This is a genomic window from Rhodococcus sp. NS-SX18 (genome assembly GCF_057367935.1).
In genome coordinates, this window is sequence record NZ_CM170633.1 from 4938290 (window position 1) to 4950127 (window position 11838).

General features: G+C 69.6%; 15 protein-coding genes. 7 read left to right on the top strand and 8 right to left on the bottom strand.

The window, feature by feature from the left end; translation table 11 throughout:
• Positions 1-201: 201 nt before the first annotated feature.
• From AC2IPW_RS22605 to AC2IPW_RS22625, 5 genes are all read left to right on the top strand, one after another.
• On the top strand, positions 202-489 hold the full coding sequence (locus tag AC2IPW_RS22605; RefSeq protein WP_054372104.1) for a hypothetical protein: 288 nt from the start codon (positions 202-204) through the stop codon (positions 487-489).
• Between the two features lie 49 nt (positions 490-538).
• Complete coding sequence (locus AC2IPW_RS22610) at positions 539-1216, top strand: TMEM175 family protein (protein ID WP_486375759.1); 678 nt, start codon at positions 539-541, stop codon at positions 1214-1216.
• Positions 1217-1562: 346 nt separating this feature from the next.
• Entirely contained in the window at positions 1563-1685 is a 123-nt protein-coding gene (locus AC2IPW_RS22615) for a hypothetical protein (protein ID WP_255325546.1), read from the top strand.
• A 234-nt stretch (positions 1686-1919) separates the two neighbouring features.
• Positions 1920-2087: a hypothetical protein gene (locus AC2IPW_RS22620; RefSeq protein WP_210063094.1), complete on the top strand. Its 168-nt coding sequence runs from the start codon at positions 1920-1922 to the stop codon at positions 2085-2087.
• A gap of 91 nt (positions 2088-2178) precedes the next feature.
• Positions 2179-3546 carry a hypothetical protein gene (locus tag AC2IPW_RS22625; protein WP_486375760.1) on the top strand — a complete coding sequence of 456 codons (1368 nt, stop codon included), beginning with the start codon at positions 2179-2181 and terminating at the stop codon, positions 3544-3546.
• Positions 3547-3666: 120 nt separating this feature from the next.
• On the opposite strand, the gene AC2IPW_RS22630 is transcribed toward AC2IPW_RS22625, so the two are convergent.
• From AC2IPW_RS22630 to AC2IPW_RS22660, 7 genes are all read right to left on the bottom strand, one after another.
• Positions 3667-4017 (bottom strand): HepT-like ribonuclease domain-containing protein, encoded by a 351-nt coding sequence (locus tag AC2IPW_RS22630; protein ID WP_416062048.1) that lies wholly within the window; start codon positions 4015-4017, stop codon positions 3667-3669.
• Positions 4014-4472 carry a helix-turn-helix domain-containing protein gene (locus tag AC2IPW_RS22635; protein WP_486375761.1) on the bottom strand — a complete coding sequence of 153 codons (459 nt, stop codon included), beginning with the start codon at positions 4470-4472 and terminating at the stop codon, positions 4014-4016. The genes AC2IPW_RS22630 and AC2IPW_RS22635 overlap by 4 nt, the downstream gene beginning before the upstream one ends.
• 155 nt (positions 4473-4627) lie before the next feature.
• Positions 4628-5434, bottom strand: a complete 807-nt coding sequence (locus AC2IPW_RS22640) for an acyl-CoA thioesterase domain-containing protein (RefSeq protein WP_486375762.1) — start codon at positions 5432-5434, stop codon at positions 4628-4630.
• 36 nt (positions 5435-5470) lie between these two features.
• Positions 5471-6724 carry a hypothetical protein gene (locus AC2IPW_RS22645; protein WP_486375763.1) on the bottom strand — a complete coding sequence of 418 codons (1254 nt, stop codon included), beginning with the start codon at positions 6722-6724 and terminating at the stop codon, positions 5471-5473.
• A 755-nt stretch (positions 6725-7479) separates the two neighbouring features.
• Complete coding sequence (locus AC2IPW_RS22650) at positions 7480-9099, bottom strand: alpha/beta fold hydrolase (protein ID WP_416062052.1); 1620 nt, start codon at positions 9097-9099, stop codon at positions 7480-7482.
• 133 nt (positions 9100-9232) lie between these two features.
• The gene (locus AC2IPW_RS22655; protein ID WP_054372088.1) at positions 9233-9493 is read right to left on the bottom strand and encodes a Txe/YoeB family addiction module toxin; all 261 of its coding nucleotides are present in this window, start codon (positions 9491-9493) and stop codon (positions 9233-9235) included.
• Positions 9494-9495: 2 nt separating this feature from the next.
• Complete coding sequence (locus tag AC2IPW_RS22660; RefSeq protein WP_003934441.1) at positions 9496-9756, bottom strand: type II toxin-antitoxin system Phd/YefM family antitoxin; 261 nt, start codon at positions 9754-9756, stop codon at positions 9496-9498.
• Positions 9757-10071: 315 nt separating this feature from the next.
• Between AC2IPW_RS22660 and AC2IPW_RS22665 the strand changes: the two genes are divergently transcribed.
• Positions 10072-10386 carry a hypothetical protein gene (locus tag AC2IPW_RS22665; RefSeq protein ID WP_486375764.1) on the top strand — a complete coding sequence of 105 codons (315 nt, stop codon included), beginning with the start codon at positions 10072-10074 and terminating at the stop codon, positions 10384-10386.
• Between the two features lie 48 nt (positions 10387-10434).
• Here AC2IPW_RS22665 and AC2IPW_RS22670 read toward each other — a convergent pair whose 3' ends face one another.
• Entirely contained in the window at positions 10435-10893 is a 459-nt protein-coding gene (locus AC2IPW_RS22670; protein WP_416062054.1) for a hypothetical protein, read from the bottom strand.
• Between the two features lie 311 nt (positions 10894-11204).
• On the opposite strand from AC2IPW_RS22670, the gene AC2IPW_RS22675 reads away from it, so the two are divergent.
• Entirely contained in the window at positions 11205-11837 is a 633-nt protein-coding gene (locus tag AC2IPW_RS22675; protein ID WP_416062055.1) for a ribulose 1,5-bisphosphate carboxylase large subunit, read from the top strand.
• Position 11838 lies beyond the last annotated feature (1 nt).

The window sequence follows — 11838 nt, forward strand, 5'->3', positions numbered from 1 at the left end:
GGTCGGAATACCCGGGAACGGGTCCGTGTTGAAGAGTTCGGATCGGCACGCTCCGTGTCCCCCGGGCTCAATATTTCTGCCTTTGCAGAGTTCCGTCCGGCTGGAGCTGCATTGCGCCTTTCGCCGTGAGGCGACCGGGCGTGTCGGTCCTTCATCTTTCCTCGGGTGCGTGGCTCCGCCCCGGCCGGGGAACCCGGACTCATGGCCAGGCGAACCGAACCCGCGGTCGCGGCGTCGAGCCGGTGGATCGACGACGACGGAATCCGATACCCGCGCGGCGATACGCACGCCTGGACGCCCGGCACCAATCAGACCCTGTGCGGCGTTCCGCTCTCCCGTGCCCGCCTCGCCCGGTTCCCGCACGTGCCGTGGAGCGAGGCGCTGTACCTCGCGGACACCGGCGAACACGGTGTCGTACCGTGCCGCCGCTGCACCGCGGCCACGCGCCACGATCGGCCCCGGTGGACCCGCACGGACCCGCGGCCCTGACCGCCGGTTCGGCCCCGAGCCGGGACGCGCGATGCCATGCTGAGGAGCCATGACGGAACCGAGAGAGCGGGCCCGGAGCTTCGAACGGTATCTGACGTTCCTCGACGCGATCGTGGCCATCGCGATCACCCTGCTGGTGTTGCCGCTCGTCGATCGAGCCTCCGATCACGAGGGGACGACGATCGAATTGCTGCACGACGCCGCCGGGGCGCTCGGGGCGTTCGCCCTGAGCTTCGTCGTCATCTTCCGGTTCTGGTGGGGGCAGCACCGGCTGGTGCGCGACATCGTCGCCGACGATCCCTGGGTCGATCGGGCCCTGTTCCTGTGGGCATTCACCATCATCTTTCTGCCCTTTCCCTCCGCGCTGGTGGCCACGAACTCCGACGAGACCGCGACACGCGCGCTGTACATCGGCACCATGGCGGCGAGCGGGGCGGCGCTGATGCTGTCGGCGTGGGCCGCCGGCCGGCACCCGGCCATCACGGCAGGTGCCGCGCCACCGGATCTGGCGGGGACCGTCGCGTTGACGGCGCTCCTGCTGGTCGCACTGGTCCTGAGCGTCACCGTCCCGCCGCTGTCGTACTATCCGCTGCTGCTGTTGCTGCTGTCGAGTCCGTTGACGAGGCTCGTGCGGCGCGGCCGACACCCGTCCGGCGCTCGAGTCAGGTCACCGATGGGAGCCGCTCGCCGCCCAGTCATCCGCGGCGACGATCGTCAGAGCGGATGACCGGCCGGAGAGCGGGTACCCGCTCGGACAGCACCCGCTCGAGCTTCCCGGCCGCGCCCCGCAGTACCTCGGTCGCGTTCCTCGGCAGCATCCCGTAGTTCGGTGCCGCGGCGAGCACCGCAAACCCTCCGCCCGTGCAGAATCCGATCACGCCGGCCTTGCCGGTGCAGTCGGCTGTCCACCGGCAACAGCCGCGCGCCGGCCGGTCATCCGCGGCGACGATCGTCGACTCGGATGACCGGGCGGCGCGCGGGTGTGGGAACGCCGCCTCTCCGAAGTGGACTTATTTTTTCTTTTGGGTATGGTCGAGCCGAGTTCGCGATTGCCGATTCGGAAAGGATTGACAATGGCTGCCAAGTCCGCCGTCAAAAGTTCCAAACAGTCCGCCCGCGCTTTGAAGGAGCGCCGCGCGGAAAAACGCGCCAAGGCTCAGGATGCGGGTCAGCTCATCCGCAAGCGCAAGAGCTGATCACTCGAGCAGAGCCAGGACACTCATTCGAATGCACTCCACGACAACGACTCTGGAGACCCTCTACCGGAATATCGGGGAAATGATGACGCGAGGCCGGAATCTCGAAATCGATTTTCCGGGATACCGCCAGGGGCTGGAAACCGCCCGGTTGTACGTACTCGACGAACTCGCCCGATGCTCCGGATTTTCGATGGCGAGAAAGGACAGCACCGAGCAGAAGGCACGAGCCGCATGAAAATCACCAGACACGCGCTGCAGAATATTCGCAGCAATCTGGAAAACGAACTGGCGACCGTCGGATCGTCCACCCATACCGCGGGCTACCGCCGCGGGCTCCACGACGCCTTGGCACACGTGGTGGCCCTGCAGGACACCACCGACGCGCGCACACCGCACTGAACATCTCCCCTCGCTCCGTCCCGGCCGATGTATCCGGGACGGAGCGTCGTCTCGGCCCGGTGGGGCCGGTGTCGAAAGCGATGACCGAACCATGATGCGCATCCCTGCGAGCGCGCCCGTAGCCCGGCTCGAGCCGGGCAGCACACCCGTGCGGGCCGCTGTGCTGAAGGTGATGTTCCTACCCCTGGACATCGGCGAACGGCCTGTACCGCCCCCGGTACCCGCCGTGTCCTACGCCGAGCCGTTTCTGCCGGCCCGGATCGCCGGCGGCACCGACTACCTCGAACGCCCCGGGGCCCTGCTGGCGTTCCGGCACCGCACCGAGCCCGGCACCCGCCTGACCTTCGGGACGCCCGCCTCCGCCGCGCACTCGCGGCCGTACGACGGACCGGCGGGCGCATGTGCGTCGCTGTGGGAGGTCCCTGGCGCCGGACCGGTACTGGTCTGCGAGATCCTGTCCGCCGACCCACCGGGTGCCGTGCTCACCTGGCACAGCGACCCCCTGTTCGACGGCGCCGAGACGGGCTTCCGGCGAACCCTCGACACCTTCCTCGCCCCGTTCGGGATCACCGCCGACGCCAGTCTGGTGGACCTGTTCCCGCGGCTGGACACGCGGTTGCCCGACACCGAGGTGTACCGCCCGCTCGCGCAGGTGGCCGTCCGCACCGCGCCTTTCCTCACCGACGAACCCTCGATCGAGGGTTTGGTGGTCGAGGTTGCCGGCGACGGGCGCGAGGCGGTGCGCCGGCTGGTGGACTGCCCACCCGCTGGTGCACTGGCCGAAGCGGCCGCACGCTCGTGCGGACGATTGCAGGCCTGGCACCGACCGGCAGCGACGGACGTGGCCGTACGCGGGGACGGCCGGGCTTTGCTACTCGACCTCGTCACCGGCGGCGGACACGTCGGTGCGCACGGCCGGGAGATGCTGTACCACCTGATCGGCTGGGCGGGCCTGCGCGCACAACTGCATGCCGATCACCGTCGCCTGCTGACCGCGCTGCGGCGGCACGAGACGCTCGACCCCGACGAGATCCGCACCGCCCTCGACGATGTCGCCCGGGCACGGGTACGACTCGTCGAACTGGCCGTGCTGTCCGCCGAGGCCCGTCCGGCGCACACCGACCCGACCTGGGTACGCACCCTGCTCGTGTCGTCCGGCGCCGAGGAGGTCACCGCGGCGCGGGTGGCGGTGGAGGAGTTGTGCGACGCCGCAGAGCGGGTGCTTTGGCAGCGCTTGCACCTGCGCTCGACTCGTCGGTCGCGGTGGGCCGACCCGAAGGCGATGGCGGCCGCCGCGACCTGGGTGGTGTTCGTCGTTGCGGTCACCGCGTTCACGGCGTCGACGCAGGTCCTGGCAGCTGCGGCGATCGTCGCCGTGGCCGCCGGCGCGGCCCTGGGGTTCGTCGAGTCCGTCGAGCGCCGACGGGTGCCGAAGCGACGACGTCGCGACCGCCGGTGAGTTGCGCCGCAGGGCGTTGCGCCCGCCCCTCCACACCTGCTCCGGACATCGACAACGAACGCGACGGTTGTCGATGTCCGGCGTTGTCCAGCCTGCGAGGCGGGCGGCGGAGAACCGAGCTCAATGCCCCAGCGTGGCGCTCAGCTCGGGGATCCGCGTCGCCAAGGCCGAGTACACGAGACGGTCGTTCACCTGGTCGTAGTGGTGTGCGATCAGGTTTCGCATCCGTCCGATCGCCACCCAGTCGACGCCGGGGAACTCGGACTTGAACGTCTCCGGCAGCTTCTCGACGATCGTGGCTACCTGGATCAGGATGTGCCGGCCGTTGTTCCGCAGCACGCGCCCGTAGGGACTGTCCTCCAGGTAGGCATCCAGACCGAGTCCCACCGTGTAGGCCGCATCCGCCGCGAAATCGGCGACGTCCTGTAAACGACGGCGAACGCGCTCGTCTGCATTCTCCTCCGACGTCACAGCGCCACGGCTTCCTCCCGGGCCCGGTCCCCCACGCGCCCCCCGGCTCGCCCATCGATGATCTCGACCCGCACGGTGAGCATGTCTTCCAGAGCTTGCTGCAACCCGAGAAGGTCGACGATGTCGTGGCGATCGCTGAAATCCACGATGAGGTCGACATCCGAGGCGAAGTCGTCGTCGCCACGCGCCACAGATCCGAACACCCTCGGGCTCGGCAGCCCCGCCTCGGCGAAGAGCTCGCACACTTCCCCACGTCGGGCTGCCAGAGCCTCGGAGGGACGAACGGGCAGCGCTGCCGTCAGCGCCGAACGGGCCGGCTCGGACGGTTGCCGTCGTCCTGTCTCGATTGCGGCGATCAGAGGTTGCTTGATGCCGGAGCGCTCGGCGAGCTCCCGCTGCGAGAGACCCAGAATCCCCCGCCGGATGCGAACGAAGTCACCGAAGCCGACAGCCACGACATCACGATGACAGATTTTGTTATCACTTGAGGCGATGTAGGCCGCACGCGGCCCATGTCCCGCAGCCAGTCACGGGCTCGCTCGGATGTGCAGTTCTCGTGACGACTCGCCGGGCAACTACCACGAAAACTGCGCGCTCGGCACAGCGCCGCTCAACCGAAGTTCACCTGACGACGAGCGTTCGCGAGGCACGTGACGGCGCCCGTCCCGAACGGGCCGAGCCGGTCGAACAGCACCGAGGTGCCGACCGCGACGCCGTCGGCGCTGAGGTGGTGATCAGCTTCGACGCCGACCTCGGTGCCGACGGGCAGCCGCGAGAGGGTCAGGGTGAGGTCGCCGTTGATGAAGCCGACGCCCTCGTCGCTCCAATTGGCCATGAAGCTGGTGCCCTCGCCAACGACCGCGGTCCGCACGAACGGCGACATCTCCTCCCCCACGATTACCGGAATCTGCCGGGACCACATGCGTTTCCGGCTCGCGTTCTGGTGTTCGGCCCGCACCTGCGACCAGCCGTCGGGGTGCGCGTCGCTGCCGAACCAGGTGCGCGCGAATCCCGTCTCCGGGTCGTCGAGTGCCTCGATGGGCGGCGTCGGGTGCTCGTCGCGGGTCCAGACGGTGCCCGGCGGCTGCTCGGACGGGCGCAGGTAGACGACGGTTCCGCGGGCGGTGACGTCGTCGCCCTGGATCAGGTAGGCATCGGCGACGCGGATGCGGTTGCCGTCTCGCACGCGGGTCGTCTCGAACCGGACGGGCGCGTTCTGCACCGGGCGGAACAGGTCGACGGTGAGCCGGGCGGGAACGAACCCATCGGGACCGTGATCCTTGTCGGGTTCCCGGGCGAGCAGGCCGGTCACGCACGGCCCGGCCAGCATGGTCGACGACCAGGGGCTGACGGCGTACTTCGTGGGAAGGTACGTGCCGTCGGATTCGGTGAAGTATCCGCACGTGGAGTCAGGCATCCTCGGATTCTCGCAGTGTCCGTTTCCGCGGCTGTATCAGGTTCCGGCGTCCTCACTCCCCCTGTGGTATCGAAGCCACGCCATCGCCGCACCGCAGGCCAGCACGGCGGCGGTCGACGCACCCACCGACGACCACGCCCACGCACTCGGGCTCCACCCGGCTGGGCCGTCGGTGAGCGGGGTGTATGCCGTCCACCCGAACTGCGCGAGCAACGGCAGCGCCAGCACCGCCGGCGGGGTCAGCGAGGTGACGGTCACGGGCGCCGTCGACGGCAGTGACGCGACGATCGTGTACGCGGCGGCGAACGGCACCACGAGGACCGTCGCCGCGAAGTTCGCGTTGTCCCACGGCGGACGATCGAAGATCCCGGAAGCCGCGACGAGCGCGAGCAGCCCCACGCCCACCAGGGGCATCGGCCTGCGGCGACCCAGCCACACACCGACGGCCACAAGAGCCGGCGCGATCAGCAGCGCCGGCCACGCGGCCGGCGACCACGAGACGGCGCCGCCCACGGCGACGACCATCGCCGTCGCCGCCAGGAGCACCGTCCCCGTCCGTCCCCGCAGCCACAGCGCCGCGACGATGAGCACCGGCACCGCCACCAGACCCCACAGCCACCGACCCTCCCCGAAGTCGTCCAGAGCGAACAGCGCGTGGTGGAACGACCAATACAGCCCCACCCCGAGGATCGGCACACCGATACCGACGGCCACCTCCCGCCCGCGGGCCCGGGACGCGTCGACCGGCGCCGTGTCGTTTCCGGCGGTCAGCGCCACCACCCCCGCCGCGACGGCGGTGACGATCGCCAGCGACAGCCACGCGGCATTGACCGGCTGAACGCTCGCTGCGAGATAGGACGCGTACCGCTGAGGCGCCGAGTCCAGCTCCCGGAACTGCGCGAGCGGCTCGGCCGTCAGCAGCCCGGCGACCACCGCTCCGGCCAGCGCAGTGTGCAGCTTCTCGGCGCCCAGCACGACGAGCGCGCCGAGCAGCAGGCCCGCGCCGATCGTCGCGACGTACACGTCGAACCGCCATCCTCCCGGCAGCGCAACGACGGCCACCGCCATCGCGCCGACCAGGGCGGCCGCGAGCACGCGCCGGCGAATCGCTGCCGCCACGGCCAGCGCCGTAAGCGCTCCCGCTGCAGCGGCGGCGACGTCGGAGGTGAACACCGGGCCGGGCAGCAACCCGTCGGCCAAGGGATAGGTGTCGACGCTCGGGGCGGCCAGCACCAGGCCGGCGGTGAAGCCGCCGACGACGAGTAGGACATATCGGAAAATTGACGCCACGCCCTACCATCGCCGGGCGGCTCACCTCGGGCGTGCTCGACGCGCCGGACTCTCTTCGGATTTCGTCACGCACGCCCGAGGCATCCGAACGCGCGTTCGAGTTGACGGTATGCGCCGGCCGTGCCACCATCCCTCCATTGGCCTGAAAACAGGTCGACCCCGGCAGGTGTTGCAGCACCGCACCGGGGTCTGGGCACACGACAGAGGAGACTGTCATGCACCGTAGGGTGGAGTCTATCCACACGCCCGGCAGGGGCGTGTACCCGCAACCGCGCGCACGTTCCGTCGCGCCGATCCCCCACCGCGGCACCCGCGCCCGGTCGACGTCCTGACGCACGAGCCCCTCGGCATCGAGGGGCTCGTCGTGCATCGCTGTTCCCGGTGTGCGCCAGGGTAACCGAGGCACACCGGTCCACGTCGCTACTCTCCCGTGGTCCGACGTCAGCGCACGGACGCTGCGAGCGCGAGTTCGTCGCGCTCGAAACCGACTGGGCACCAGTACCTTTGTCCCCGTAGCTGGTGGCGGGGCACCTGATCGCGCGGGTCGACACGTTCGTTCGGGTCCAGCACAGCCGCACGTCGCCCGCGACGTGGGGCCGAAAGTGCTGGCCGAGACGGTCTATCGGGGTATGGCGACCGGGCAGCGTTGGGGAAGGGGCCGAAGAACACAGGGACCCGCAGGGTCTCCGCTCGGTCGAGGGCAGCCGCCCGCAGGGCGTCCGCTTCCGCAACGTGCCTCATCCTGGGCACATTCGTCATCCGCCGGGAACCCCGCCACCGAGGAAGTCCGTCACCGCCTCCATCACCTCGGCGGTCTGCTCGTCGTGCGGGTTGTGCCCGGCACGGTCGATGATCCGAAGGCGCGCATGGGGAATGCCGGCGGCCAGCTCCAGTTGGCACTGCGGCGGGAACACGAAGTCCTCGCGCCCGGCCACGACGAGCGTGGGGGCGGTGATCTCACCGAGCCGATCCACGACCGTCCAGTCCCTCATCAGGTGCCGGCCCGCGAAGATCAGCGGCTCCGCCCGCGGCCTCGAGCGCCACGCCCCGCTGCTCAGTTCGCGCGCCAGCATGGCGAGGCCGGAGCCGTCGAAGTACGCGTCCCCGATCTGCGAGAAGATCGAAAAGTACTCGCGGGGGGTGAATTCTCCGTTGAACCACCGCCGCGCCAGCTCCGCCTTCTCCCGGCCGTAGCCGCGTGCGATCAGTACCTCGGACGCGTTCTGCCGCTCCCAGTGACTGTCGGCGCCCGTGTCGAGCAGCACGAGGTGCGTGACCCGCTCGGGGTAGCGCAGAGCGTACTCGAGCGCGACCTGCCCGCCGAACGAGTGGCCGAGCACCGCCCACCGCTCGAACCCGAGCCGCTCGCGCAGGGCGTCGGCATCCGCAGTGAGGTTCTCCCACGTCATCGTTTCGACGGGTGGCCCGATCGAGCGTCCGTTGCAACGGTGGTCGTAGAACACCAGGGTGAACCGGTCCGCGCACTGCCGGAAGGCCTGCATCGTCCACAGGTCCGCCGACGGTCCGCCGTGCATGACCACCAACGGAGGTCCCTGCCCGACCACATCGACATAGAGGGAGGTGTCCCGGATCGGGACCCGGCCGGGCCGGACGCGGTGCAGGCTGCCGCGCCATTTCACCGCTACCGACGAAAGACCACGAGAGTGACGTCGTCGCACCTCGCCTGTTGCCGTGTTCGAACCCGTTGCCCGCGAGCTATTTTCGATGTTGCGCTTGAGGACTGCCAGCATGCGTGCCTGCATGATCCACACGACCGGCGGAAAGATCCCGGAGTAGACGAGGCGCGCGACCCATCGCGGTCGGCCCGCTTGATACCCACTGACGACGAGGCGGGTGCGTCCGCCGGGCAGCTCCTTCAGCTGGAAGCCCCACAGTCCTTCCAGATAGGCGGACGGGCGCGGCTGACCGGGGTCGAGGGCGCCGCCCCGCAGATCGATCAGCCCGTACAGCCCGAGGAACCGGTTCGGCTCGACCCGCGCGACCTTGTACGCGTCCAGAGGTCCCGCCCCGGGCGCCCAGTACTTCAGTTGGTCGCCGGGCCGGATGTCCTGCCATTCCGGGTGCACTTCCCGCGCGCTCGGACGACCGGCGTTGTCCAGGTGATCCCAGGAGTACCAGCCGCCGCGGTCCCAGCCCATCTGCACCAGCCACGGCCACACCTGTTCCGGCGGCGCGTCGATGGTGACGGCCATCGCGCCCGATCTCTCCCCGTCGGGCACCAGATCGGCGCCGGGGAACGGCCCGCTGACCTCCTCATCGGTGGCGCCCCACCGCACGAGCCGCGGGCGCACGAAGCGTCCGTAGACCACGGCTGCCGCCGCGCCTGCTACCGCCACCTTCGGTGCGACTGCCATGTGTCCAGCGTGCGCCGGTTTCCCCGTGCTTCACAAGGGACAAGCGGCCCTCGTCATCGCAGCTCAGCCGCCGGTAACACGGCTGCCGCTTCGCAGGCCCGAATCCCTGGTTCGAGAGTCTCGCCGAGGCCTCTCACCGGCCGTAGTGATAGCGGCACGCAGCGATGCGGACCTCTGTGTCGGTGATCTTGTAGACCAGGCGATGTTCATCCGTAATGCGCCGGGACCAATAGCCTGCGAAATCATGTTTCAACGGCTCAGGCTTGCCGATTCCTTCGTTACCGTTGCGCAGGATGTCCTGTACCAATGCGTTGATGCGTCTCAATACCTTCCGATCCTGGGTCTGCCACCACAGGTAGTCCTCCCAGGCATTGACGTCCCACACCAGCCGCACGGTCAGTCGTCACCCTCGATCAGTTCGTGCACTTGCCCCTCGCCTGCCTCGAGCCGTTCCATCGCGTCGAGCAGACGTCGAGCGTTCGCCGGTGAACGCATCAGGTAAGCCGTTTCCCGCAGCGACTCGAAGTCCGCCAGGGAGACGATCACAACGGGCTCGTGGCCCGAGCGGGTAATGACGATCTCCTCTCGGTCGTTGACGACAGAGTCCAAGACCTCGGCGTACCGGGCGCGCGATTCGCTGTAGCTCATAGTTCGCATGACGACCTCCATCCTTGTACAGAAAATTGTACCTCTAGCCGCGGCGGCTGGCCCCTTCCCCTCGATCCCCCTGATCGATATCGGTTGCGGACCATTGGGGGCTTGCTCGCGCTGCCGCCGCCGACTCGATCGGCCAGTACGTCGACTGACGGCTCACCCCTACGTCCGCCGCGGTCTGAAGCGAGCCCACCTCTCCGAGCGAAATCGGCCGAACCGGCAGATGGTCGACGACTCCGGCCGAAAGGGAGCCCTAGGATCGAGGATGGAAGCCTGGAGATGCGTCCCGAGGACGCACAGCTCACGAAAGAGATAGCCATGGCCGACGAACAGTCCTTCTGGCAGTCCCATCGCACTCTTGCCGGTGTGGCCCGCGACGCCGAACGCTTCGCGGTGCACCTGCCCCTGGTGGGCCGGCTCGGCATTCCCCGGCCCGAACAACTCGCCTATTTCGCCGGCCTCGGCCTGCTCGTGGCATTGGATCTGATCGAGTGGCCCGTGGCGGTGGCGATCGGTGTGGGCCAGGTCCTGGTCACCGAGCATGCCAAGTCCGCCGCCGAAGGTCCTGGCTCGCCGGCCCAGGCAGCGGCGACGGACGGCAGCCCGGGCGCCGCAGTCGTCCCTGCGACGTAGCCGAGCGCACCGGACGCCGTCCCCGCGGCGGTGCACTCAGGACGGCGATCACCGCTTCCGTGCCGGTGCCTTCTTTGCCGGTCGCTCCCCCGTCGTCGGCTTCCCGGCCGACGGCTTCGCCGCTGCCGCGGTCGGGGCCGCGCCGGGGCTGGTCGGTGTGGTGTCCGGGGTCGGCGCCGGCGCACGCTCGATCGTGGGAGCGCCGGGTGTCGGGGTGGGGCGGGGTGTGAGCAGCCGGATGGCCAGGGCCGTGGCGCCGAGTCCGGCCAGCACGGGCGCGGCGGCAATACCGGTTGCCAGTCCGGTAGCGCCCAGCACGACGATCGTTGCCGCTGCCGTCGTCGTCGACTCGGCTCCACTGCCGAGACCGGAGCGAGCTCCTTCGGCGGCGCCGCGCACGCTGCCTGTCAGAGCGCCCAGGGCGGCGCCGCCGACGGCACCGGCGGCGCGGGTGGTGGCGTCGGCGGTGCCGACGACTACCTGCGTGGTCTTGTCGAGGACATTCATCACTGCTACCTCCCGATCCGAGCGAAATGCGTCGCGGGTTGCCCCCGACCGCAGTGTCGCGCGACCGCAGCGGCCCGGGCTCGGAATCGGCAGGTTCGAATGCCACTTGCGGAGACGCGCTCCCGGATCTCCGGTCGACACGGCCGATGCTCGCCCGAAGACCTGGTGACGAAAACGATACGGCGTCCGCCACTGCGGTGTCACACCCCGACGATCGGCGCCGATCTCGGAATGCCGTCGAGACTGTCGGCGCCCAGAACCGTCGCCGGTCCCCGCGCGGGCCGGGCACCTCCGTCCGGCAGGATGAGCACATGATGTCGCTTCTCGCCGCGCCCATCGGAGCCGCCCGCCTCGTCCTGGACCGGACCGTGGAGGTCGCCGAGTTCGCGGTGTCCGTCCCCGGCCGCGTCGTCAACCTGCTCGAGACGACCGAGGCCCTGGTGGGGCGTATCGACGGCGTCGTCACCGAGGCCCGCGAGATCGTCGCGCGGATCGACGACGTGGTCACCGACGCCCGCGCGACCGTCGGGAGGGTCGGCGAGGTCGTCGACAGCAGTTCGGCGGTGGTCGGCGAGGCGGCGACCGTCGCGCACCGCGCGCAGGACGTGGTGGCGTCGGCCGGCCGCACGTCCGACTCGGCGGGCGAACTGCTCGACACGTATGCCCCGATGGCGACGCGGGCCGCGCCGCTCGCCGGCCAGTTCATCGACGAGCTCAGCGCCGAGGAGGTGCACGCGGCGGTCGTGCTGCTCGATCAGCTGCCCGAGCTCGCGGACCGGATGACGGCTCTGATGCCGATCCTCGGCACGCTCGAGACCGTCGCCCCGGAGATCCACGAGCTGCTCGGGGTGGCGAAGGACGTGCGGCAGGCGATCGTCGGCGTGCCGGGGTTCAACTTCCTGCGCCGCCGCGGCGAGGACAAGGAGAACGGCGACGACGACTGAC

Coding starts and splice junctions, on each gene's coding strand:
- AC2IPW_RS22670 (WP_416062054.1), bottom strand. CDS start 10,893: ATGAATGTCCTCGACAAGACCACGCAGGTAGTCGTCGGCACCGCCGAC.
- AC2IPW_RS22620 (WP_210063094.1), top strand. CDS start 1,920: ATGAAAATCACCAGACACGCGCTGCAGAATATTCGCAGCAATCTGGAA.
- AC2IPW_RS22665 (WP_486375764.1), top strand. CDS start 10,072: ATGGCCGACGAACAGTCCTTCTGGCAGTCCCATCGCACTCTTGCCGGT.
- AC2IPW_RS22605 (WP_054372104.1), top strand. CDS start 202: ATGGCCAGGCGAACCGAACCCGCGGTCGCGGCGTCGAGCCGGTGGATC.
- AC2IPW_RS22615 (WP_255325546.1), top strand. CDS start 1,563: ATGGCTGCCAAGTCCGCCGTCAAAAGTTCCAAACAGTCCGCCCGCGCT.
- AC2IPW_RS22675 (WP_416062055.1), top strand. CDS start 11,205: ATGATGTCGCTTCTCGCCGCGCCCATCGGAGCCGCCCGCCTCGTCCTG.
- AC2IPW_RS22660 (WP_003934441.1), bottom strand. CDS start 9,756: ATGCGAACTATGAGCTACAGCGAATCGCGCGCCCGGTACGCCGAGGTC.
- AC2IPW_RS22610 (WP_486375759.1), top strand. CDS start 539: ATGACGGAACCGAGAGAGCGGGCCCGGAGCTTCGAACGGTATCTGACG.
- AC2IPW_RS22625 (WP_486375760.1), top strand. CDS start 2,179: ATGATGCGCATCCCTGCGAGCGCGCCCGTAGCCCGGCTCGAGCCGGGC.
- AC2IPW_RS22640 (WP_486375762.1), bottom strand. CDS start 5,434: ATGCCTGACTCCACGTGCGGATACTTCACCGAATCCGACGGCACGTAC.
- AC2IPW_RS22650 (WP_416062052.1), bottom strand. CDS start 9,099: ATGGCAGTCGCACCGAAGGTGGCGGTAGCAGGCGCGGCGGCAGCCGTG.